Source organism: Brevundimonas sp. NPDC055311 (genome assembly GCF_053645695.1).
On sequence record NZ_JBSHMV010000002.1, the window covers coordinates 580,299 to 601,107 of the forward strand.

Sequence of the window (20,809 nt, forward strand, 5' to 3'; positions counted from 1 at the left end):
CCTCGCAGTCAGCTGACATGATACTGACCTGCCCCGCCTGCGCCACTAGCTATTTCGTTCCCGACGAGGCGATCGGTCCGAACGGCCGTCGCGTGCGCTGCAAGGCGTGCGGCCACGACTGGCGCGCGACCCTTGAGGACGCCCCTCTCGAGCTGGAGCCGGAAGCCGCCCCGACCGAGGAGGTCGAGGCCGCGCCCCGCTACGACACCTTCGCCGAGACCCCGGCGCCGGAACTGCCGCGCGCCTTCCGCGCCAAGGCCGAGCGCAAGCGTCGCGTGCGTCAGGCGGCGGCCGCCGGGGCGGCCTGGGCGGCGGCGGCGGCCGTGGCGCTGGGCCTGCTGACCGGGGCCGTCCTGTTCCGCGAGGAGATCGCCCGCGCCTTTCCGTCGGCGGCGGGGGTCTACAGGTCGCTGGGGCTGGACGTGAACACGGTCGGTCTGGAGGTCGAGGCCCTGCGAGGCCGCACCACGCCGCACGACCCTGGCCGCACCCTGGTTTCGGGCGCGCTCCGCAACATCCGCGACATTGAAATCGTCCCGCCGCCGCTGGTGGTCGTCCTCAAGGATGCTGGGGGCGTCGAGGTGACGCGCCGCATCGTGCGCCTGGACGGACCGCCCATCCTGCCCGGGAAGGTTCAGGGCTTCGCTGTCGTCATTCCCGATCCGCAAGGCCGGGTGGCGAAGTTGAGCGTCGACTATCTGCTCGAGCAAGCGCCCGGGCCCGCCGCCAAGGCGCCATCCGGGTCGGCTTCTGCGACCTCGCGCGCAAGGACTGCGGCCGATAGCGCCGTGCGCGAGGACGGCGGCCTGCGCCGCTGAGCCCCTCGACCTTCGTCCAGCCGCTTCGCCTCTCGACTCCGGCCGTGCGAAAAGGGTATCGCCGGGGCATGGCTGACACCCGACCGACGCCCGCCCCCACGGTTCTTCTGTCCCAGGCCGAGATCGAGGCCGTCGTGGCCGATCTGGCGCGCCGCATCGCCCCCCATGTCGATGACGAGACGGTAGCCTCTGTCCTGCTGACCGGGGGCCTGTGGTTCGCCGCCGACCTGACCCGCGCCCTGGCGCGCGAAGGCCGCAACGTCCGCTTCGACGCCCTGTGGCTGGCCTCCTACGGCGACGAACAGACCAGCCGCGGCCGTATCGAGGTCCGCGCGCCCTATCAGCGCTCGCTGGTAGGACGAAAGGTGCTGATCCTGGACGACGTGTTCGACACCGGCCTGTCGCTGGCGGAAGCCGTGCGGATCACGAAGGAGGCGGGCGCCGCCGAGGTGCTGACCTGCGTCTTTGCTCGCAAGCCTTGGCCCAAGCCCCGCGCGCCCGAGCCCGACTTCGTCGGCTGGGAGGCGCCGAACCGCTTCCTGGTCGGCTACGGCCTGGACCACGCGGGCGGCCTGCGCGGGCTGCCGGACATCTGCGCTCTGGACTAGGTCTGGAGCCAGTCCGCCATCGGCTCGCGGGCGAACATCTCGTCATAGGTCGGGCGCGGGCGGACGACCGCGCTGCGGTCGCCGTCGACGAGGACTTCGGCGGCCAGGGGACGGGTGTTGTATTCGCCGCTCATGACCGCGCCATAGGCTCCGGCGCTCATGAAGACGACCAGGTCGCCCGCCTTCAACGGCGGCAGGTCGCGGTCGCGCGCGAAGGTGTCTCCTGTCTCGCAGACCGGTCCGACGACGTCGTAAGGCAGCGCCTCGCCTGCGACCGGACGGACCGGCTTCAGGTCGTGGAAGGCGTCATAGAGGGCCGGGCGCATCAGATCGTTCATCGCCGCGTCCAGGACCAGGAAGCGGCGGCCGTCCGTTCGTTCATTGACCTGGATGACGCGGCTCAGCAGCACGCCCGCATTGGCGGCCATCAGGCGGCCGGGCTCGAAGGCGGCCTCGACGTTCAGGCCATCCAGCACGCGCGCGGCCATGGCGACGTATTCGGCCGGAGCGGGCGTCGCCGCCTCGCCGTAATAGGGCACGCCCAGTCCGCCGCCGAGGTCGAGGCGGGTGACGCTGTGCCCCTCGGCGCGCAGGTCCTCCGTCATCTGGCGCAGCACGCGGAAGGCGGCCTCCAGCGGGCTCAGGTCCGTGATCTGGCTGCCGATGTGGCAGGCCAGCCCCACGGGCGTGACGTGGGGCGAGACCGAGGCGCGAGCGTACAGCGCCATCGCCTCCTCGACCGGGACGCCGAATTTGTCGCCGGCCCCGCCGGTGGTGATCTTGGCGTGGCCGCCTGCGCCGATCTTCGGATTGACCCGAATGGCGATGGCTGGAGACGCCGACTTCTCGGCGGCGACGGCGATCAGCCGGTCCAGTTCGGCCGAGGACTCGACGTTGATCTGGCGCACGCCCTGTTCGATGGCGAAGGCCAGTTCGGCGTCGGTCTTGCCCACGCCCGAGAAGATGATGCGTTCGCCCGGAATGCCGACCGCCAGGGCGCGGCGGATCTCGCCTTCGGACACGGTGTCGGCGCCGCAGCCCAACTTGGCCAGCGTCGCCAGCACGGACAGGTTGGAGTTGGCCTTGACCGCGAAGGCGATCAGGGCCTCGCCCAGCGCGCTCCTATGCGCGTCGCACGCCTCGCGCAGCAGACCGTAATGGCGGCGCAGGGTGGCCGAGGAATAGACATAGGTCGGCGTGCCGACGCTGTCCGCCAGCGTCTCCAGAGAGACGCCCTCGGCATGCAGGACGCCGTCCTTGAGATCGAAATAGTGCACCGGCGGGGAGTCCAGTCAGAGAGAGGAGCGCGAAGGCTCAGTTCATCGGCGGCGGCTTGCCGAACGGGTCGGACGTGCCGTTGTCGATCGGCATCTGGCGCGGCGGCAGGTTCTGCATCGCCGGTTCCGGCAAGTGCTCGGCCGAGCGGTCGCGGATGGCGCGCTCGGTCTGCTTCTTCGGCGTGGCGCCCTGCGGCGGCTCCAGATCGGCCATGCGGCCGCAAGCCGAGAGCAGAAGGGCGGCGGCGCCCGCCAGGATCAGGGTCTTTTTCACAGGCGGCTTCTCCAGTCGGCGATGCGCGCGCGGACCTGTTCCGGCGCCGTGCCGCCGAAGCTCTGGCGGCTGGCGCAGGAGGCTTCGGGCGTCAGCACTTCATACACGCCTTCGGTGATCCGGCCATCCAGGGCCTGCAATTCCGTCAGCGGCAATTCGCCCAGACCCAGGCCCAGCGCCTCGGCCCGCTTCACGGCGGCGCCGGTGACGTGGTGCGCCTGGCGGAAGGGCAGGTTCAGTTCGCGCACCAGCCAGTCGGCCAGGTCGGTGGCGGTCGAGAAGCCTGCGCCGGCGGCGGCGGCCATCTTTTCGGTGTTAGGGCGGATCACGGCGACCATGGCGGTCATGGCCGTCAGCGCCAGGTCGAGCGCGTCGAAGGCCTCGAACACCGGCGGCTTGTCCTCCTGCATGTCCTTGGAATAGGCCAGCGGCAGGCCCTTCATCACCGTGGTCAGGGCGATCAGGGCGCCGTTGATGCGGCCCGTCTTGGCGCGCACCAGCTCGGCGGCGTCGGGGTTGCGCTTCTGCGGCATGATGGACGAGCCGGTGGTCAGGTCGTCGGGCAGGGTGGCGAAGCCGAACATCGGCGTCATCCACACGACGATCTCTTCGGCCAGTCGCGACAGGTGGCCTGCCGCGATCGAGGCGGCGGCCAGGCTTTCCAGCGCGAAGTCGCGGTCCGACACGGCGTCGAGCGAGTTGGCCATCGGGCGGTCGAAGCCCAGCGCCTGCGCCGTCATGTGACGGTCGATGGGGAAGGGCGAACCGGCCAGCGCCGCGGCGCCCAGCGGGTTCTCGTTCATGCGCACGCGGGCGTCGGCGAAGCGCCCGGCGTCGCGGCCGAACATCTCGACATAGGCCATCAGGTGGTGGCCGAAGGTCACCGGCTGGGCCGTCTGCAGATGGGTGAAGCCCGGCATCAGGTCGCCCGCGTGCTGTTCCGCCCGGTCCAGCAGGGTCCGCTGCAGGTCCTTCAGTTGCGCCACGGTGCGGTCGCAGGCGTCGCGCACCCACAGGCGGAAGTCCGTCGCCACCTGATCGTTGCGGCTGCGCGCCGTGTGCAGGCGCCCCGAAGGCTCGCCGATCAGCTCCGACAGGCGGGCCTCGACGTTCATGTGGATGTCTTCATAGGCGTCACGGAAGGGGAAGGTCCCGTCCTTGATCTCGCCCTCGATGACGTCCAGCCCGCCCAGAATGGCCTGCGCGTCGGCGGCGGCGATGATTCCCTGCTTCTCCAGCATGCGACAATGGGCCCGCGAACCGGCCAGGTCCTGCGCCCACAGGCGTTTGTCGACGCCGATGGAGACGTTGATGGCCTGCATGATGTCGGCGGGCTTGGCGCTGAAGCGCCCGCCCCATAGAGACTGCCCCTCAGACCCCTTCGAAGGGGAATTGTCAGACTGTGGTTTGGAAGGCGTATCAGACATGAGCGGCTCTGGACGGACTTGGGCGGGCGTGGCGACGTTCGCCCTGATCAGCGTGATCGGCGTGGGCGCGGCGTTGCTATACGTCAATCATCATAAGGGGCGCAAAGACTCGGCGCCCGTTGCGGCTGCATCGAAACAGCCGAGCACCCGCCTGATCGCGTATGCGCGGGGCTCCCTCGCCCGCCTGCAGGCGCCGCCGCCCGCCCCGGCCACCGACTACGCCTTCCGTGACGCGGCCGGACGGGAGGTCCGCTTCGCCGATTTCGCGGGCAAGGTGACAGTGGTGAACCTGTGGGCCACCTGGTGCGCGCCGTGCCGGATCGAGATGCCGACCCTGGCCGCGCTGGCCGATCACTATAAGGAACGCGACGACTTCGCCGTGGCGGCCATCAGCATGGACGCGGAAAAGACGGCTGACGAGGCGCGCGCCTTCATCGCCGACCATGCGCCGCTGCAGTTCTACATCGACCCGAAGTTCCAGCTGGCCTTCGAATTTTCGGGCAAGGGCGCCATGCCCCAGACGATGGTGCTGGATCGCCAGGGGCAGGTTCGCGCCGTCCTGGTCGGCGAGGCCGACTGGGCCAGTCCCGAGGCTCGGGCGCTGATCGACGACCTTTTGGCAGACCAGTGACCCTTCTCCCACAAGGGGAGAAGGGATTGGATCAGTTCTTGGCCGGGACGCGCTGGTCGGTGGCCGGGTCGACGGCGCCGGGGCGGCCTTCGGCGGCGGCCTGGGCCTGCTTGTCTTCCAGCTTGTCGGCGACCTTGCCGGCGCCTTCCTCGACCGCCTGAGCGGCCTTCATGGCGCCGGATTCGACGACTTCGCCCGTCTGGGCGGCGACGTCGGCGGCCTTGTCGCCGGCGGCTTCGGCGTTGGCCTCGGCCTTGTTCTGCTCGGCCTGGGTGCAGGCGGCGGCGCCGAGCGCCAGGACCGAGGCGGCGGCGATGGTCAGGGTGCGGATACGCATGGGTGATAGCCCCTCTGAAATTTGAACCTTGGCCTTAACGCCGCTGACCCGCTGCGGTTGCGAACCGGGTCAGTCGAGGTCGACCGGAAGGGTCTGGCTGGCCAGCAGACGCTCCGTCGTCTTCCAGTGGTTCGGCCCCTGCCGCTCGACCCAGGCCTGCACCATGTCGCGGCCCAGGCCGTAGTTGATGACATAGGAGCGGTAGGTCTCGATGAAGCTCAGCCGCTGCGCCGCCCGGTCGCGCGCGACGAGGTTGTATTTCTGCAGCTGGTTCAGCGCCATCTCTCGGTCGATGCGCCCGGCCAGATAGTCGTCGGCCACCGTGTATTCCGCCCGCGCCAGCTCCCGCGTCAGGGCCAGTAGCTGCGTCTGCGCCTCGGCCGTCGCCGGGTCCAGCCCCGCCAGCGGATAGAGGACGCGCGCCTCGAACTCGGTGCGCTCATGGCCGGGGAAGGCCAGGTCGATGCCGTAGTTGGCGCTGCCCTCGGCGATGAAGGACATGGGGCTGAACAGCGGATAGACGCTCATCTCGAACCAGCCCTTGTCCTTGACGAAGGTCTGCTCCAGCAGGGCGTTATAGACGTGGTGGCCGGGGTAGCCTTCGTGACAGCCCAGATCGACCGCCCGGTCGATATAGATGGGCAGGTCGGTGTTCACCTGGATCAGGCTGAAGCCGCCGCCCTTGAACCAGTTATAGCCGGACCACGGCTTGTCGTTGACGAACTCCAGCGTGAAGGTCTCGCCGGCAGGCAGGGTGATATGACGCTCGGTGCGCGCCTTGCACTCCTTGATGGCGGCGCGCATCACCGTATCCAGCCGGTCCTTGGGGATCACATAGCGGGCGCGGAAGGCGGCGACCCGCTCGGCCAGAGGTCCCTCGCCGGGGACCATGGCGTCGATGCGCGCCAGCACCGGATCATAGGACGACAGCGGCCGCAGTTCCGGCCGCACGCCGAACAGGGCCTCGGCCTCGTCGGCGAAGCCCAGCGTTTCGCCCTGCAGCATCCGCAGCCGCGCCGAGGCCGCCGAGACATGGGCCTTGAGATAGGCGCGGCGCTGGCGGCTCTGGGCGTCCAGTCCCCGCTCCGGCAGCGTCTCGAGGCGTCGGGCCAGGTCCGCCGCGCCTTCGGCCAGTTGGGGCAGGGCGCGCGGATTGGCCTTGGCCGCTTCGGCCCACTCGGCCGGTCCGTAATAGGCGTCGACATAGCCCGGCTCTCGCTCGCCGATCTCCAGCGTCAGGGCGACATAGTCGCGCGCCACGTCGTCCAGACTGTCGGCGTCCTGTTTCTGGAACGCGGCGCAGCCGGTCAGAACAACGACAGCGCCGGCCAGGGCGGCGAAGGTGATGGCGCGCATGGAAATTCCCTCTTCCCGATCCGCGACGCTAGGCCGACGGAGCCCCCGCGCCAAGAAGGAAGGCGCGGCCAGATTCGGGATTGAGACCGCCTCGCCCATGCTGTAAGCACCGCCGTCCGGCCTCAACGCCGCGCACGCACCCGTAGCTCAGCTGGATAGAGTGCTGCCCTCCGAAGGCAGAGGTCACAGGTTCGAATCCTGTCGGGTGCGCCACTTCGGTTTAAAGCCGAGAACTCCGCCAACGGCGGCGAAATTCCCGTCATCACTGGACGCCAAGGCCCGCAGAAGATCTGTCCGCGAGCCAATAATGCGTGCTTCGGTCTTGCTGACGACCTCCACGCGTTGAGTCAGAGCGCGAAGGTGGTCACGGCGATACCCGCACTCCCGGTCCCTCAGTTTGCGGCGTGCCGCCGCCGCGAAGCGGTGAAGGCTGTCGGCGGTGATGGTCGGAGCGACACGCTCGATTGAAGAAACGATCCGCTACGCGTCGATCCGAGCCTGATCCCGAATCCGGGTCAGTTCATCCACTCGGTCCTTCAACGAGCCATCGGACGGGGGCAGCATGCCGTTCTCAATGGCCTCGTAAAGTCGGTTAAGCTTGGCCTCCGCCTCCGTCGCCCGTTTGCGTAGTTCGGTGACATGGGTGCGTCTCTGGTCCGCCCATTGGCGCGAGAGCGCTTTCGAGGAAGGCTCCTCGAACCGTTCGCAAAGGCCAGTTATCTCGCGCAGCAAATCATTCTCGATCGCCCAGACTACTGGGAGTACAAGCTGACTGCAGAGCTTCTGCGTGCGCTTGCTGAGCCGGTGCTCGTTCGTTGGCGACATCTTGATCGGGGCCTCTATACCCGTCCTTCGCAGATCATCTCGGAAGATGCCTTCATCCAATGGCACTCGGCCCATTTCGCGGAGATGGGCCGCTTCTCAACCGCGTTTGGAGGCCTGATCAATGAGGTCTTTGCGGATGCTTGGGGAGAGCCCGGGGTCTCAGGTTCCGACTTAAAAATTCTGCGCGCCTGTGAGTTGTTCGCCGACCTTTGCGAGCAACTGATCCTTTGGGAAGAGAAGGTTCGCTTTGCCGTGGTTCCTACGGCGTTCGAGGAGGTCCGAGAGTTGATGGTAGGCATCGGTGGGCGTTTCCTTACTCAGCTCGAGCGGGTGCCGACCATGTTAAGCAACCTGTTTTCGGGCGTGCCCAAGACCGGCATTCACAGCCTCAGTCTTGAACTCGACCTCCCTACAGGTTGGGTCGAACGCCATGCGGCCGCGCTGAAACGCGCGGAGCGCGCCCTACAAGCTGGCTGGTGACCCGATCGGATGACGGACGAAGAGATCCGCGTTGCTTCTCTTGAGAAGCTGACCGAAGAGCGAATCTATGGGGCGGCCGTGAGCGAGACGACGCCGCAGGAAATAGATGCGTTGGCTATGGCCATTGCCGACGCCCTGGGCGGTGCCCACCGGCCTTCGTACCGGTAATAAAGGCCCCTCTTGGTCGCTACGGTTGGTGCAGCGACGGTGTTCGCTTTAGGTGCTGAGCAGCAACCACCTAAAACGGAATGACGCTCGTGTGATAGGCCGAAATCACTCGGGTGCGGTCAACGAAATCTCGCTCGGTTGCGATCTCCCACTCAGGAAACTCGTCGAGGAAAAGCTCGTGCGCCAGCACACCGATGATCGGTTCCCTGATTGTCTCAACCAAGCCCATGGCGATTGATCCCATTTTTTGGGACATCTGCGGATTTCCCGAGAACAAGGATAAGCCCTTATCTTTTCGCGCTCTCGGGGCCTGGACATGCCCCGCGCTGGAAATGGTGTCCGCTGACGTGGCCGAAGCGGCTGATGCGAGTGATACGGCGACGACGGCCCTGAACATGGCCGGCGAGCTTCTGGGAGCCGGTACTCCGCCGTCTCTGGCCTGGTTCGAGACTGAATGCCGCAAAGCTTGGGAGCATCAGCCCGCCATTCTGGCCAGCATCATCACCACCCTAGTCGCAACCGAGAGGCGGCGAGAAGCGCTGGAGCTCTGTCTTGAGGCGAAAGCCAGAGGTGAAACAGGCGGCTTTGTGAATGCTGGCGACTCGTTTGTGCAGGCCGCCATTCGGCTTCTCCAGACTTCCCTTTCCGCTTGAGACCTTCCAAGGCGGGAGCGCCATCATGACTCTTTACGTGTGTGGGACGGCATGAAGCAGTCCTTCTGGTTCGCAGCGTCGGTTCAAGCTCGCGCAGGCGATTTGGTCCGCGTTTTCATAACCGCGCCTTCAGAAAAATCCGGGCTCAGCCGCTGGCTGGGTCTGGCTCGACAGATGAACGCCTCTCGGTCGCCCTTCATCTATAATGAGACGTCGAAAGCGTGGTTCATGGCGAACCACCACGCCAGGATCACAGATGAAATGGTTCTGGCTCCGCGCGAAGCTCCAAGAGTCTATCAGTCATCCCCCGATCCCGACCTGCCCGTCATAAGGGTCGTGCATGGGAAGGTTCTGGGGTCCGCCGTCATCCGAAAGATAAGCAGCGAAGACAGCGGGGTCGACTCAAGGCTGGACCTGGAGATCCTGTCGGAACGCAGCATCGCGCCAGGAGAACCATGGCTGCCTGATGAAGAATGACCGCGCCTGATCGGATTCCACGCTCGATAGCGCCACGACGAACAGGCCTTGAGCATTTAAAGGAAGATGGCGCACCCGAAGAGATTCGAACTCCTGACCCCCAGATTCGTAGTCTGGTGCTCTATCCAGCTGAGCTACGGGTGCGCACCGCCTTGCGGGCAGGGCCGGGTATCTAGCGGGTCGTTCTGGCGCTGGCAAGCAGGTTTTCTCAGAAAATCTTGAGAAAATGCGGGGTTGGCCTCGGGGGCCTGCGGGCCTAGGCATAAAGCCTCCCTCAAACGTGCCGGAGTGCCTGAGTGCGCGCCTTGTCCTTCTCCCGTCTGCGTCCTGCGCGCAGGATTTCGTCTCTCGCAGCGGGGACGGCCTTGGCGGCCCTGATGCTGGCCGGGTGCGCGACGACGGCCGAGCATCTCCAGGCCGGGGCCGCGCCGGCTCCGGTCGAGAGCCCGGCCGCAGCCCAGGCGTCCGTCGCCAGGGGGCCGTTCGTGTCGGCGGCCAATCCCCTGGCGGTCGAGGCGGGAATGAAGGTGCTGGCGCGCGGCGGTTCGGCCGTGGACGCGGCGGTGGCGATCCAGGCGGTGCTGGGCCTGACCGAGCCGCAGTCGTCGGGCCTGGGCGGCGGCGCATTCATGATGGTCTATGACGCCCAGAACGGCGCCGTCACCGTCTATGACGGGCGCGAGACGGCGCCGGCCGCCGCTACGCCCGAGCTCTTCTATGAGAACGGCAAGCCTCTGGCCTTTGTCGATGCGGTTCTGAGCGGGCGCTCGACCGGGGCGCCGGGCGTGATGCCCATGCTGGCCCTGGCCCAGAAGCAGCACGGCGCCCTGGCCTGGTCCGAGCTGTTCGGCGATGCCGAGACGCTGGCGCAGGACGGCTTCGTCGTCAGTCCGCGCCTGGCCGGCATGATCAACGGCGACGCGCCTCAGGCGAAGACCCGCTGGGCGACGGAGTATTTCACCAAGCCGGACGGCGCGCGCTATCAGGCGGGCGACACCCTGCGGAACCCGGCCTACGCCGAGACTGTGCGCCGCATCGCGCGCGAGGGCGCAGCCGCCCTGCAGCAGGGCCCGCTGGCCGAGGCCATCGTCGAGGCGGTGCACGAGGGGCCGCGTCCCGGCGCCCTGAGCGCCGCCGACCTTGCCGGCTATCGCCCCGTGGTGCGCGAGGCCGTGTGCGGGCCTTACAAGATCTACACCATCTGCGTGCCGCCGCCGCCGTCCAGCGGGGCCTCCATCCTGGAACTGCTGGCCATGGCCGAGCGGACGCCGGACATCGACAAGGGGCCGGACAGCCCCGAGGCCTGGGCCGCCTTCGGCCAGCTTCAGCGGCTGATGTACGCCGACCGCGACCGCTATTTCGGCGATCCCGCCTTTGTCTCCGTGCCGGTGGCGGGGCTGCTGGACCCGGCCTATGTGGCCGAGCGGGCGGCCCTGGCGCCGGGCCTTCGCGGCGCGGCGCCCTATGGCGTTCCGGCCGGGGCGCCGAACGTCGGCGCGGACGCCACGCGCGAACCGGCGGGGACGTCGCATCTGGTCGTGGTGGACGCCCAGGGGAAAGCCGTCAGCATGACCACGACCGTCGAGAGCCTGTTCGGCTCGGGTCGGATGGCGGGCGGTTTCTTCCTGAACAATCAGCTGACCGACTTCTCCCTGGTCCCCACGGCGTCGGACGGCACGCCGGCGGCCAACGCCGTGGCGGCGGGCAAGCGGCCGCGTTCGTCCATGTCGCCGGCCTTGATCCTGGATCGCGAAGGGCGGTTGATCGGGGCGCTGGGCTCGCCGGGCGGTTCGTCCATCCTGGCCTATAACGCCAAGGCTCTGATCGGCGCCCTGGCCTGGGGCCTGCCGCTGCAACAGGCGTTCGACCTGCCGAACCTGGTGGCCAAGGGGGACGGCTTCGGCGCCGACACCGAGGGCTTCCCCGCGGCCGTGCGCGAAGGCATGGCGGCGCGCGGCGTCGCCTTGCAACCCAACACGACCGAAACCTCCGGCCTGCATGGGGGCTTGTGGCGGAACGGGCGCTGGGACGGAGCCGCCGACAGCCGCCGCGAAGGCGTGGCGCGGACGCAGTAGGGCGGCGAGCCTACTCGCGGGGGCGGATCGTCAGTTGGAAGGCCACCAGGCCTTCCGACACGTCCGTGTTGATGCCCTGATAGCCGCGCAGGCCCTTGGCCTCGATCTCGCGATAGACGACGCCGAAGGAGCTTTGCACCGCGCCTCGGCGATAGGCCACGCCGATGGAGGCGTCGCCGAGATAGGCGCCGGCGTCCTGGCTGACGCCCGAACGCGCGAAGTCGCCGTCGCGCGTGCGCGCGAAATTGTAGCCGACCGCCCGCTTGGAGCCTGCTGCGTACAGATACCAGCGCGGGCGCTCGCCGAAGGCCTCGTCGCCGTTGGGGGCCAGGCGGTCCAGGCCCTCGCCGATGCGCAGGGTGGCGCCCGCCTCGGCCGAGGGGCCGTCGCTGCCGACCCCGAAGCCGGCGTGGGGCGTCAGCGACACTTCCAGCCCCGAGGCCGTGCGGCCCTTCGCCGCCGTCCAGCCGCGCGTATAGGTGACATCGTAGCTCTCGCCCGAGAAGGCGGCCGGGTCGAGGGCGCGCGGCGGCAGGGGCGCGCCATCGGCGCGGCGCAGTTCGCCTGTGGTGACGATGCGCAACCGGTCGGTGAAGCCGTCCCCGGCGAACCAGGCTTCCTGGCGCAGTTCGCCCTCATCGGCGCTCAGTCGGGCGACATCGTTGAACTGCACCGGGGCGCCGAAGGCGGCGTCAGGTTCGGTCGAGAAGGGCAGGCGGCTGTCCAGCCGGGCCGCGGCGTCCTCGAACCGGACGGCGTCGCCGCCACGAACGGCGACGGAGCCTTCGGCCATGGTCTGGGGCATGGCGAAGACGGTCGTCGGGGCGACCGCCGCGATCATCCATCCTGCCCATGCCATCGGTCGCATCAACGGTCCCTCCCGATCCGTTAACGCCTCCACTGTGCACGAACGCCAGGGAACCGCAACGGACTCTTTTACGCCTTAATCCTTGTCAGACGAACGAAGCCGCCCGGAGAGGGTTCCCGCGGGCGGCTTGAAGGCGATGGCGATGACCTTGCGGGCCGGCCTTACTGGCAGGCTAGGCACTCGTCGTAGTCGGTGCGGGCGATGGAGAAGAGGTCCGGCTGGTTCGGATCGATCTCTTCTTCCTTCTTGTCCTCGGCGCCGGCGAAGGCGGCGCGCTGCACCGACTTGGAGCGCAGGTAGTAGAGGGACTTCAGGCCCCGCTCCCACGCCGACCAGTGCAGCATGTGCAGGTCCCACTTGTTGACGTCGCCGGGGATGAACAGGTTCAGCGACTGCGCCTGGCAGATGTCGCCGGTGCGGTCGGCGGCCAGTTCGATGACCCAGCGCTGGTCCAGTTCGAAGGCGGTCTTGAAGACGGCCTTCTCCTCGTCCCCGAGCGCATCTAGATGCTGGACCGAGCCTTCGTTCTCGAGGATCGAGGACCAGACGGCCTCGGTGTCGATGCCCTTCTCGCCCAGCAGCTTCTGCAGATAGGGGTTCTTGACCGCGAAGGAGCCCGACAGCGTCTTGTGGGTGTAGATGTTGGCCGGGATCGGCTCGATGCCCGCCGAGGTCCCGCCGCAGATGATCGAGATCGAGGCGGTCGGGGCGATGGCCAGCTTGTGGCTGAACCGCTCCATCACGCCGCGATCGGCGGCGTCGGGGCAGGGGCCCTTCTCTTCCGCCAGGGTGCGGCTGGCCTTGTCGGCCTCGCGGCGCAGGTGCTTGAACAGGCGCATGTTCCAGCTCTTGGCCATGGCCGATTCAAAGGCCACGCCCTGCGCCTGCAGGAAGGAGTGGAAACCCATCAGGCCCAGACCCACCGAACGCTCGCGCTGGGCCGAATAGACGGCGGCGGCCATCGACGACGGGGCGCGGGTGATGAAGTCCTCGAGCACATTGTCGAGGAAGCGCATGATGTCCTCGATGAAGCGGGGCTCCTCGCGCCACTCCAGGAAGGTCTCGGCGTTGACCGACGACAGGCAGCAGACGGCCGTGCGCTCGACGCCCTTATGGTCCAGGCCCGTGTGCAGCATGATTTCCGAGCACAGGTTGGACTGCTTGACCGACAGGCCCAGATCCTTCTGGTGCTGCGGCATCTGCCGGTTCACCGTGTCCGAGAAGATCAGATAGGGCTCGCCCGTCTGCATCCGGATTTCCAGGATCTTGGTCCACAGGTTGCGGGCGTCGACGGTTTTGCGGACCTCGCCGGTCTTGGGCGAGATCAGGTCGAACGGCTTGCCGTCGCGGACCGCCTCCATGAAGGCGTCGGTGATGTTGATGCCGTGGTGCAGGTTCAGCGAGCGGCGGTTGAAGTCGCCCGACGGCTTGCGGATTTCGAGGAATTCTTCGATTTCCGGGTGGTGGATGTCCAGGTAGACGGCGGCCGAGCCGCGACGCAGCGAGCCTTGCGAAATCGCCAGGGTCAGCGAATCCATCACGCGGATGAAGGGGATGATGCCCGAGGTCTGGCCCGCGCCCTTGACCTTCTCGCCGATGGAGCGGACGCCGCCCCAGTAGGTGCCGATGCCGCCGCCGTTCGAGGCCAGGGAGACGTTCTCGTTCCAGACGTTCTGGATCCCGTCCAGGCTGTCGTTGACCGCGTTCAGGAAGCAGGAGATCGGCAGGCCGCGATCGGCGCCGCCGTTCGACAGCACCGGGGTCGCCGGCATGAACCACAGCTTCGACATATAGTCATAGACGCGCTGGGCGTGCTCGGCGTCGTCGGCGTAGGCCGTGGCGACGCGGGCGAACATGTCCTGATAGCTTTCGCCCGGCAGCAGGTAGCGGTCTTCCAGGGTCTTCTTGCCGAAATCGGTCAGAAGGGCGTCGCGCGTGCGGTCCAGTTTCAGACCGCCGACCACCGTCAGCTGAGGCTTGGCCTCCGGCGGCGCCGAGGAAACCGTAGAGAATTCCGTCGTCTGCAGAGCTTCGCCGCCAGCCATTTTCATCCCTGTCCCGAACAAATCGATTAGAAGGCCGTACCGGTTTGAGACACTACATCTAGTGGCTGCTCGCCGGTGTTCGGCTAGATATATGGGTGCATATCCCTAACCGCAGGTAAAGCTCTTGACGGGAGCTTTTCTGACGAATCGGTGGGCGGCTGATCACACCCTGTGGAAATGACTCAGGAATTGGGGGTGATCACATTTTTCACCGAACCGTCGTCGATTTCTGCGAGGCCTGAAAGGGAACGTCGCAACAGCTTGGCCGTTAGCGCCCCATGGCTCCGCATCCCACCGCCTTCCTGACGCGCGCCCTGCGGGTCGCCCGCACAGAAATCGCCGCTGTGGCCGCCATGCTGGTGGTCGCCCTGGGGGTGCTGATCTTCATCGAGGTGGCCGACGACATGCGCGAGGCGGACGGCCAGGCCTTCGATCAGGCCGTGCTGGCGGCGGTCCGACCCTTCGCCGATGATCCGGGTCGGCCCTGGGGGCCGTGGTGGCTGCACGAGGCGGCGGCGGACCTGACCTCGCTCGGCGGCATATCCGTGCTGACCCTGTTCGCCGTCATCGCCATCGGCTTCCTGCTGATCATGGGCAAGCGGCTGTCGGCCCTCATGCTGATCGTCGGCCTGGCCGGCGGGGTGGCCCTGAGCGAGGGCCTGAAAGCCCTGTTCGAGCGCGAGCGGCCGCCGCAGATCTATCAGGCGGTGGAGACGCTGAACGCCAGCTTCCCCTCGGGCCACGCCCTGCTGTCGACCGTCTTCTACCTGACGCTGGGCGTCATGCTGACGCGCGCCTTTCCGCGCAAGCGGCTGAAGGCCTATGTTCTGGGCTGCGCGGTGGTGATCGCCCTTCTGATCGGGCTGACGCGAATCTACCTGGGCGCGCACTGGGCGTCGGACGTGTTTGCGGGCTGGAGCGTGGGCGCCGCCTGGTCGATGGCCCTGTGGCTGGTCGCTTACGCCGCCGAGCGCCGCCAGCGTCTGCATGACGCGCCGCTTCAGGATGCGCCCTAGCCGTCCTTCCTTAGACCAAGGTCTAGCGCCGCGACGGCGTGCGGCTGACGGATAAGGAAGGACGACGCTTCAGGAGGTTCCCATGACCGATTTCGCCGCCCTCTACGCCGAACGGCTGACGACGCCCGAGGCGGCGGCCGCCCTGATCCCCTCAGGCGCGAAGATCGCCATGGCCCTGGGCGTCGGCCAGCCGCCCGCCCTGCTGAAGGCCCTGGCCGACCGGGCCGAGGCGCGGCAGGTGGGCGACGTCAACCTCTACTACCTGCTGTCCACCGCCATCGCGGGCGAGACGGTGATGCGCTACGAGCTGACCGACCGCATCCGCCCGCACAGCCTGTTCCACGGCGCCATCGAACGGAAGCTGGAGGCGCGCGCGATCGAGGAAGGCCGTCGCGCCGTCTGGTTCGTGCCTACCGGCTTTCAGCAGACGCCGCGCGTGCTGACGCGCGAGATCGGCGTCGACACCCTGCTGGCGACCGTCTCGCCGATGGACGCTGAAGGGTATTTCAGCCTGGGGACCAACACCGACTACGCCCTGGCCGTATCGAAGACGGCCGAGCGGGTGATCCTAGAGGTCAATCCGCACATGCCGCGCGTGTTCGGCGACTGCCGCGTCCATGTTTCGCAGGTCGCGGCCCTAATCGAGCATTCGGCGCCCCTGCTGGAGGCGGGCAAGGCGCCTCAGCAGCCGCAGGATCTGGCCATCGGCGCCCTGATCGCGGGACTGGTCGAGGACGGGGCGACGCTGCAGATGGGCATCGGCGCTCTGCCGGACGCCGTTTGCGCGGCCCTGCATGACCATCGCGATCTGGGCATCCATACCGAAATGTTGACGCCTGGCCTGGTCGAACTGATGAAGGCGGGCGTCGCCACCAACGCCCGCAAGACCCTGCATCCGGGCAAGACGGTGTTCACCTTCTCCATGGGCGACCGATCCACCTACGAATTCCTGCATGAGAATCCGGCGCTCGAGGCTCATCCGGTCGACTATGTGAACGATCCCGCCGTCATCGCCCGCAATGACCGGATGATTTCGGTCAACGCCACCTTGCAGATCGACCTGTTCGGCGCCTGCTGTTCCGAGCATCTGAACGGGCGGCAGTATACGGCGGCGGGCGGCCAACTGGACTTCGTGCGCGGCGCGGCGGCGTCACAGGGCGGCAAGTCGATCATCGCCTGCCATTCGACGGCGGCGAAGGGGACGGCCTCGCGCATCGTGGCGCGGCTGGACGGTCCGGTGACGACGCCCCGCAACGACATCCACTACGTCGTCACCGAGCATGGGGCCGCCAATCTGAAGGGGCTGACCGACGACGCCCGCGCCCGCGCCCTGATCGGCCTGGCCGCGCCCGAGTTTCGCAAGGGGCTGGAGGAAGACGCGAAGGCGATGGGTCTGCTTTAAAGGCCGCCCGAAGGAGGCTTTTTTTACAATTCCCGTACAGACTGCCCGCAAACGGGGGAGAGAAGACCAGTTATGCACGGGCGCTGGCGATTGTTTCGTCATGCGGCCGGCCGCGAGGCCGGTCCGCCGGCGGTCGCCTATGTGGCGCTGTTCGCCCTTTGCCTTCTGGTCGGTCAGTGGAGCGTGGACGCCTATAAGGCGGTGATCGTCTGGCCGGCGAACGGGGTGTTGCTGGCCGCCTTCCTGCAATTGCCGCGTCGCAAGGCGTTCGCCGTGCTGCTGCTCTGCCTGGGCCTGAACCTGGGCAGCACGGTGATGCGCGGGGACGGGCCGCCCTACGTCTGGCTCAATCCCCTGCTGAACCTGACCCAGGTGCTGATCGCCGGCGTGTTGGCGCGGCGACTTTGCGGCGCCGCCCTGGATCTGCGGCGTCCCCGCCGTCTTCTCACCTTTGCTCTCGGCGCGGCGGTTCCGGCGGTGCTCGTCACCAGCACGGCGTCGGTTCTGCTGGCGGTCTGGGTGCGCGGCTATTCGCCCGAGCTGGCCGTCTTCGTCTGGACGCATCTGGTCATGATGGAGACGCTGGGCCTGCTGGTCGTCACACCCAGCCTGCTGTTCCTGGCGCGAGCGCATCGCTTCCGGGGCGAGACCGCCTCGCCCTGGTTGTCTCTCAGTCTCCTGGCGTTGACGGCGGCGGTGGTCTCGGCAGTGTTCCTGCAGTCGGGATCGCTGCTGTTTCTCATCTTTCCGCCCCTCATGCTGGCGGCCTATCTCCTGTCGCCGCCCTGGATGGCGGCGACCCTTCTCGCGGCGGCCGCCGTCAGCTGCATCCTGACCCTGGAAGGGCATGGGCCCGTGGCTGCGGCGCAGGTGTCCGAGGTGGCGGCGCTGGCCCATGTGCCGGGGCGGCTGCGGCAGATGTCGCTGTACCACGGCTTTCTTCTGGTCGCGGTTCTGTGCTCCCTGCCCCTCAGCGCCCTGATGGCCGAAAGGCGCGCGGCGGCGAAGCGGCTGGCCCAACGCACCGCCCTGGCGCTGGCGCAGCGGCGGCGAGCCGAGGCCGCCGCGGCCGCCAAGGCCCGCTTTCTGGCGCTCATGAGCCATGAGATGCGCACCCCGCTGAACGGGGTCAGCGGCTATGCCGACCTTCTGTCCCGGCGGGCGGACCTGACGGACGAGGCGCGCGCCCAGGTCGTCGCCGTGCGCGATGCGGGCGAAGCCATGCTCAGGCTGGTGGAGGACGTGCTGGACGCCTCCGACGATGACGCCGCAGTGCGATCCGAGATCTTCCCCGTCGCGGCCCTCGTGCGCGAAGCTGGCGAATCCGCCGCCATGGCCGCTGAGGCCAAGGGGCTGGCCTTCGATCTCGACCTGGACGTGGATGAGGCGGTCAGGGGCAGAGGCGATCCTCATCGACTGGCGGCCGCCCTGCGTCACCTCCTGTCCAACGCCGTCAAATTCACCGACCAGGGACGCGTGGCCCTCAAGGCGCGCCTGGACGGCGGTCGGCTGACCCTGACGGTGCAGGACATGGGGCCGGGGATCGCGCCGGAGCTGGAGCCGGTGCTGTTCGACCTGTTCCAACTGGGCGATGATTCCCTGAACCGTCGCCATGGCGGCGCGGGCCTGGGCCTGTCGGCCGCCCGGCGACACGCCAGGGCCATGGGCGGCGACGTGATCCTGAGCCGGACCTCGGCGCAGGGCTCCGTCTTCACCCTGACGGCGCAACTGGACTTGAGTGCGATTGAAACAGACGTCGAGAGCCCGGGCGGATTGACGGATGCGGCTTCGTCGCTTCGGGTTCTGGTGGTGGACGACCATCCGACCAATCGTCTGATGCTGCGGACCATGATGGAGGCGGCGGGCTGCGCCGTGGCGGAGGCCGTGGACGGACGCGACGCTGTCGGTCGGGCCGCCCTGGAGATCTTCGACCTGATTCTGATGGATGTGCGGATGCCGCGCCTGAACGGGCTGGAGGCGACGCAGATGATCCGCGACGGCGGCGCGGCCTCCGCGCAGGCGGTGGTTCTGGCGGTGACCGCCGACGCCATGCCCGAGGACGCCGCGCGATGCCTGGGCGTGGGCATGGACGGCCATCTGACCAAGCCGGTCACCCATGATCGACTTTACGCCGCCGTGGACCAGGCCTTCCGAGCCGCCCAGGCGCGTCTGGCCGCCTAGGCTGTTTGGCCGTCTAGCCTTCCCAGCCGTCCTCGAAGGGGAAGCGTTCCGACCAGAAGGCCTGAAGCGCGGGCAGGGCGTCGACGCGGCGCACCACTTCGGCCATGCGGGGCGCCTCGGCGTAGAAGCGTCGCCGCTGCGGCGTCCAGCGGCTGGCGGTCGCGACATAGAGGTCCAGCACCGTCATCTCCTCGCCCAGCAGGAAGCGGCCCGGCGCGACCTGGGCGTCCATCATCCGCCAGCAATCGGCGATGCGGTCGATGGTGCGGCGCTGGATTTCGGCCTGGGCTTCAAGGTTGTCGCCGACGAGCCGCGCGGGTTCGTCGCGCACCCAGAACATCGAATAGATGGAGGCGGGGATGAAGCTCATCCAGCGCAGGAACTGCGCCCGACGCGGATCGTCGAGCGCGGGCGACAGCCGCGCCCGTGGATGGGAATCGGCCAGCCAGACCAGGATGGCGGCGCTTTCAGTGATGATCTCGCCGCCGGGCGTGACCAGGGCCGGCACTTGGCGCATGGGATTGACCGCCGCCACCTTGTCTCGCTCGGCCTCGCCTTCCCAGGTCGGCGCCTCGACCACCCGATAGTCCTGTCCGATCAGCCGCAGCGTCGCCTCGACCGGAACCGAGCCTGACCCGGCTGCGCCGTAGAGTGTGAAAACCATCCCCATCTTCCTCCCCAATTTCCTGTCATCGAAACACCATATCTAGCGGTCCGGTGAAAAGTGATCGCTAGATGTGCGCATCTTCCCTTGTCCCCGCGCGCCGGCGGACGCATGGTGGAACGCACCTTCTCCGGATTCGCCTCAGGTCTTCTACGATGAACGCTCCCGCCACGATCATTCGTCCCGGCACGCCCGGCCTGCTGACCCCCTCGGCCGCCTACAAGCCCTTCCGCTACCCGTGGGCCTTCGACATGTGGAAGAAGCAGCAGCAGGTCCATTGGATGCCCGAGGAAGTCCCCATGGGCGAGGACGTCAAGGACTGGGCCGCCAATCTGAACGACGGCGAGCGCAACCTGCTGACCCAGATCTTCCGCTTCTTCACCCAGGCGGACATCGAGGTGCAGGACAACTACATGGAGCGCTACGGCCGGGTGTTCAAACCGACCGAGGTGAAGATGATGCTGGCCGCCTTCGCCAATATGGAGACGATCCATATCGCGGCCTACGCCCTGCTGCTCGAGACGATCGGGATGCCGGACAGCGAGTTCGGCGCCTTCATGGAATACGAGGCCATGAAGGACAAGCACGACTACATGGGCCAGTTCGGGGTCGACAGCGACGCCGACATCTGCCGCACCCTGGCCATGTTCGGGGGCTTCTCCGAAGGGCTGCAACTGTTCGCCAGCTTCGCCATGCTGATGAACTTCCCGCGCCAGTCCAAGATGAAGGGCATGGGCCAGATCGTGTCCTGGTCGGTGCGGGATGAAAGCCTGCACTGCGAGGGCATCATCAAGCTGTACCATGCCTTCAACAAGGAGACGGGCGCCGTCACCAAGGCCGTGGCCGACGACATCGTCGACTGCTGCAAGACGGTGATCGAGATGGAGGACAAGTTCATCGACCTGGCCTTCGAAATGGGCCCGGTGAACGGCATGACGCCGGACGACATCAAGGCCTATATCCGCTTCATCGCCGACTGGCGCCTGCGCCAGCTGAACCTGCCGGAAGTCTACGGCGTGACTGAGAACCCGCTGCCGTGGCTGCAGTCGCTGCTGTCGGGCGTGGAGCACGCCAACTTCTTCGAGGCGCGCGCCACCGAATATTCCAAGGCGGCGACGCAAGGGTCCTGGCACGGCGCCGACGGCGTCTGGGACAGCTTCGACAACATGATGAAGCGCCGCACGGAACCGGCCGAGGCCTGAACCCCGCAGTTACGCGATCAGGGGC

20 protein-coding genes and 2 tRNA genes are annotated in these 20,809 nt (G+C 67.5%); 13 read left to right on the top strand and 9 right to left on the bottom strand.

Annotation, left to right across the window (positions count from 1 at the left end):
- Positions 1-17: 17 nt before the first annotated feature.
- Both ACWIDZ_RS08610 and ACWIDZ_RS08615 read left to right on the top strand, forming a co-directional pair.
- Positions 18-818 carry an MJ0042-type zinc finger domain-containing protein gene (locus ACWIDZ_RS08610; RefSeq protein ID WP_291782894.1) on the top strand — a complete coding sequence of 267 codons (801 nt, stop codon included), beginning with the start codon at positions 18-20 and terminating at the stop codon, positions 816-818.
- Positions 819-886: 68 nt separating this feature from the next.
- Entirely contained in the window at positions 887-1,426 is a 540-nt protein-coding gene (locus ACWIDZ_RS08615) for a phosphoribosyltransferase (protein WP_453987897.1), read from the top strand.
- Here ACWIDZ_RS08615 and lysA read toward each other — a convergent pair.
- The 3 genes from lysA to argH are packed head-to-tail and all read right to left on the bottom strand — an operon-like array spanning position 1,423 to position 4,404.
- Positions 1,423-2,703, bottom strand: coding sequence for a diaminopimelate decarboxylase (gene lysA / locus ACWIDZ_RS08620; RefSeq protein WP_453987896.1), 1,281 nt, complete (start codon positions 2,701-2,703; stop codon positions 1,423-1,425). The genes ACWIDZ_RS08615 and lysA overlap by 4 nt on opposite strands.
- Positions 2,704-2,740: 37 nt before the next feature.
- Complete coding sequence (lptM, locus tag ACWIDZ_RS08625; protein WP_046652811.1) at positions 2,741-2,977, bottom strand: LPS translocon maturation chaperone LptM; 237 nt, start codon at positions 2,975-2,977, stop codon at positions 2,741-2,743.
- Positions 2,974-4,404, bottom strand: a complete 1,431-nt coding sequence (gene argH, locus ACWIDZ_RS08630) for an argininosuccinate lyase (RefSeq protein WP_453987895.1) — start codon at positions 4,402-4,404, stop codon at positions 2,974-2,976. Before argH ends, lptM begins: the two co-directional genes overlap by 4 nt.
- Here argH and ACWIDZ_RS08635 point away from each other — a divergent pair.
- A complete protein-coding gene (locus tag ACWIDZ_RS08635; RefSeq protein WP_453987894.1) occupies positions 4,403-5,035 on the top strand; it encodes a TlpA family protein disulfide reductase in 633 nt (210 codons plus the stop codon). The two genes, argH and ACWIDZ_RS08635, sit on opposite strands and share 2 nt — an antisense overlap.
- Positions 5,036-5,066: 31 nt before the next feature.
- Here the strand turns inward: ACWIDZ_RS08635 and ACWIDZ_RS08640 are convergent, their stop codons facing one another.
- Complete coding sequence (locus ACWIDZ_RS08640) at positions 5,067-5,372, bottom strand: hypothetical protein (protein WP_312218205.1); 306 nt, start codon at positions 5,370-5,372, stop codon at positions 5,067-5,069.
- Between the two features lie 69 nt (positions 5,373-5,441).
- Positions 5,442-6,728 (bottom strand): hypothetical protein, encoded by a 1,287-nt coding sequence (locus ACWIDZ_RS08645; RefSeq protein ID WP_453987893.1) that lies wholly within the window; start codon positions 6,726-6,728, stop codon positions 5,442-5,444.
- Between the two features lie 136 nt (positions 6,729-6,864).
- Between ACWIDZ_RS08645 and ACWIDZ_RS08650 the strand changes: the two genes are divergently transcribed.
- The 5 genes from ACWIDZ_RS08650 (at position 6,865) to ACWIDZ_RS08670 (ending at position 9,331) form a co-directional block, all read left to right on the top strand.
- Positions 6,865-6,941, top strand: a tRNA-Arg gene (locus ACWIDZ_RS08650).
- A gap of 426 nt (positions 6,942-7,367) precedes the next feature.
- Positions 7,368-8,033 carry a hypothetical protein gene (locus tag ACWIDZ_RS08655; RefSeq protein WP_453987892.1) on the top strand — a complete coding sequence of 222 codons (666 nt, stop codon included), beginning with the start codon at positions 7,368-7,370 and terminating at the stop codon, positions 8,031-8,033.
- Between the two features lie 9 nt (positions 8,034-8,042).
- The gene (locus ACWIDZ_RS08660; protein ID WP_453987891.1) at positions 8,043-8,201 is read left to right on the top strand and encodes a hypothetical protein; all 159 of its coding nucleotides are present in this window, start codon (positions 8,043-8,045) and stop codon (positions 8,199-8,201) included.
- Between the two features lie 194 nt (positions 8,202-8,395).
- Positions 8,396-8,854: a hypothetical protein gene (locus ACWIDZ_RS08665; RefSeq protein WP_453987890.1), complete on the top strand. Its 459-nt coding sequence runs from the start codon at positions 8,396-8,398 to the stop codon at positions 8,852-8,854.
- Between the two features lie 51 nt (positions 8,855-8,905).
- Positions 8,906-9,331 carry a hypothetical protein gene (locus tag ACWIDZ_RS08670; protein ID WP_453987889.1) on the top strand — a complete coding sequence of 142 codons (426 nt, stop codon included), beginning with the start codon at positions 8,906-8,908 and terminating at the stop codon, positions 9,329-9,331.
- 67 nt (positions 9,332-9,398) lie between these two features.
- Here the strand turns inward: ACWIDZ_RS08670 and ACWIDZ_RS08675 are convergent.
- Positions 9,399-9,475 (bottom strand) — tRNA-Arg (locus ACWIDZ_RS08675).
- 233 nt (positions 9,476-9,708) lie between these two features.
- On the opposite strand from ACWIDZ_RS08675, the gene ACWIDZ_RS08680 reads away from it, so the two are divergent.
- On the top strand, positions 9,709-11,406 hold the full coding sequence (locus ACWIDZ_RS08680) for a gamma-glutamyltransferase family protein (RefSeq protein WP_453988279.1): 1,698 nt from the start codon (positions 9,709-9,711) through the stop codon (positions 11,404-11,406).
- Between the two features lie 10 nt (positions 11,407-11,416).
- On the opposite strand, the gene ACWIDZ_RS08685 is transcribed toward ACWIDZ_RS08680, so the two are convergent.
- Both ACWIDZ_RS08685 and ACWIDZ_RS08690 read right to left on the bottom strand, forming a co-directional pair.
- On the bottom strand, positions 11,417-12,274 hold the full coding sequence (locus ACWIDZ_RS08685; RefSeq protein WP_338577025.1) for a lipid A-modifier LpxR family protein: 858 nt from the start codon (positions 12,272-12,274) through the stop codon (positions 11,417-11,419).
- Between the two features lie 161 nt (positions 12,275-12,435).
- Positions 12,436-14,325 carry a ribonucleoside-diphosphate reductase subunit alpha gene (locus ACWIDZ_RS08690; RefSeq protein WP_453987888.1) on the bottom strand — a complete coding sequence of 630 codons (1,890 nt, stop codon included), beginning with the start codon at positions 14,323-14,325 and terminating at the stop codon, positions 12,436-12,438.
- Positions 14,326-14,597: 272 nt separating this feature from the next.
- On the opposite strand from ACWIDZ_RS08690, the gene ACWIDZ_RS08695 reads away from it, so the two are divergent.
- The 3 genes from ACWIDZ_RS08695 (at position 14,598) to ACWIDZ_RS08705 (ending at position 18,918) form a co-directional block, all read left to right on the top strand.
- Positions 14,598-15,335 (top strand): phosphatase PAP2 family protein, encoded by a 738-nt coding sequence (locus tag ACWIDZ_RS08695; RefSeq protein ID WP_291782930.1) that lies wholly within the window; start codon positions 14,598-14,600, stop codon positions 15,333-15,335.
- A gap of 82 nt (positions 15,336-15,417) precedes the next feature.
- Positions 15,418-16,737, top strand: a complete 1,320-nt coding sequence (locus ACWIDZ_RS08700) for an acetyl-CoA hydrolase/transferase family protein (protein ID WP_453987887.1) — start codon at positions 15,418-15,420, stop codon at positions 16,735-16,737.
- 72 nt (positions 16,738-16,809) lie between these two features.
- Positions 16,810-18,918: a response regulator gene (locus ACWIDZ_RS08705; protein WP_453987886.1), complete on the top strand. Its 2,109-nt coding sequence runs from the start codon at positions 16,810-16,812 to the stop codon at positions 18,916-18,918.
- A 13-nt stretch (positions 18,919-18,931) separates the two neighbouring features.
- Here ACWIDZ_RS08705 and ACWIDZ_RS08710 read toward each other — a convergent pair whose 3' ends face one another.
- A complete protein-coding gene (locus tag ACWIDZ_RS08710; protein ID WP_453987885.1) occupies positions 18,932-19,588 on the bottom strand; it encodes a glutathione S-transferase family protein in 657 nt (218 codons plus the stop codon).
- A gap of 149 nt (positions 19,589-19,737) precedes the next feature.
- Here ACWIDZ_RS08710 and ACWIDZ_RS08715 point away from each other — a divergent pair, with 149 nt between their 5' ends.
- Positions 19,738-20,784 carry a ribonucleotide-diphosphate reductase subunit beta gene (locus ACWIDZ_RS08715; protein WP_312218584.1) on the top strand — a complete coding sequence of 349 codons (1,047 nt, stop codon included), beginning with the start codon at positions 19,738-19,740 and terminating at the stop codon, positions 20,782-20,784.
- Positions 20,785-20,809: the final 25 nt, after the last annotated feature.

Bases quoted from the DNA above. Each gene is read 5' to 3' on its own strand.
- ACWIDZ_RS08715 (WP_312218584.1), top strand. From the start codon at position 19,738: ATGAACGCTCCCGCCACGATCATTCGTCCCGGCACGCCCGGCCTGCTG.
- ACWIDZ_RS08655 (WP_453987892.1), top strand. From the start codon at position 7,368: ATGGGTGCGTCTCTGGTCCGCCCATTGGCGCGAGAGCGCTTTCGAGGA.
- ACWIDZ_RS08700 (WP_453987887.1), top strand. From the start codon at position 15,418: ATGACCGATTTCGCCGCCCTCTACGCCGAACGGCTGACGACGCCCGAG.
- ACWIDZ_RS08660 (WP_453987891.1), top strand. From the start codon at position 8,043: ATGACGGACGAAGAGATCCGCGTTGCTTCTCTTGAGAAGCTGACCGAA.
- ACWIDZ_RS08635 (WP_453987894.1), top strand. From the start codon at position 4,403: ATGAGCGGCTCTGGACGGACTTGGGCGGGCGTGGCGACGTTCGCCCTG.
- ACWIDZ_RS08645 (WP_453987893.1), bottom strand. From the start codon at position 6,728: ATGCGCGCCATCACCTTCGCCGCCCTGGCCGGCGCTGTCGTTGTTCTG.
- ACWIDZ_RS08685 (WP_338577025.1), bottom strand. From the start codon at position 12,274: ATGCGACCGATGGCATGGGCAGGATGGATGATCGCGGCGGTCGCCCCG.
- ACWIDZ_RS08610 (WP_291782894.1), top strand. From the start codon at position 18: ATGATACTGACCTGCCCCGCCTGCGCCACTAGCTATTTCGTTCCCGAC.
- argH (WP_453987895.1), bottom strand. From the start codon at position 4,404: ATGTCTGATACGCCTTCCAAACCACAGTCTGACAATTCCCCTTCGAAG.
- ACWIDZ_RS08665 (WP_453987890.1), top strand. From the start codon at position 8,396: ATGATCGGTTCCCTGATTGTCTCAACCAAGCCCATGGCGATTGATCCC.
- ACWIDZ_RS08705 (WP_453987886.1), top strand. From the start codon at position 16,810: ATGCACGGGCGCTGGCGATTGTTTCGTCATGCGGCCGGCCGCGAGGCC.
- ACWIDZ_RS08710 (WP_453987885.1), bottom strand. From the start codon at position 19,588: ATGGGGATGGTTTTCACACTCTACGGCGCAGCCGGGTCAGGCTCGGTT.
- ACWIDZ_RS08690 (WP_453987888.1), bottom strand. From the start codon at position 14,325: ATGAAAATGGCTGGCGGCGAAGCTCTGCAGACGACGGAATTCTCTACG.
- ACWIDZ_RS08680 (WP_453988279.1), top strand. From the start codon at position 9,709: ATGCTGGCCGGGTGCGCGACGACGGCCGAGCATCTCCAGGCCGGGGCC.
- ACWIDZ_RS08695 (WP_291782930.1), top strand. From the start codon at position 14,598: ATGGCTCCGCATCCCACCGCCTTCCTGACGCGCGCCCTGCGGGTCGCC.
- ACWIDZ_RS08640 (WP_312218205.1), bottom strand. From the start codon at position 5,372: ATGCGTATCCGCACCCTGACCATCGCCGCCGCCTCGGTCCTGGCGCTC.
- ACWIDZ_RS08615 (WP_453987897.1), top strand. From the start codon at position 887: ATGGCTGACACCCGACCGACGCCCGCCCCCACGGTTCTTCTGTCCCAG.
- ACWIDZ_RS08670 (WP_453987889.1), top strand. From the start codon at position 8,906: ATGAAGCAGTCCTTCTGGTTCGCAGCGTCGGTTCAAGCTCGCGCAGGC.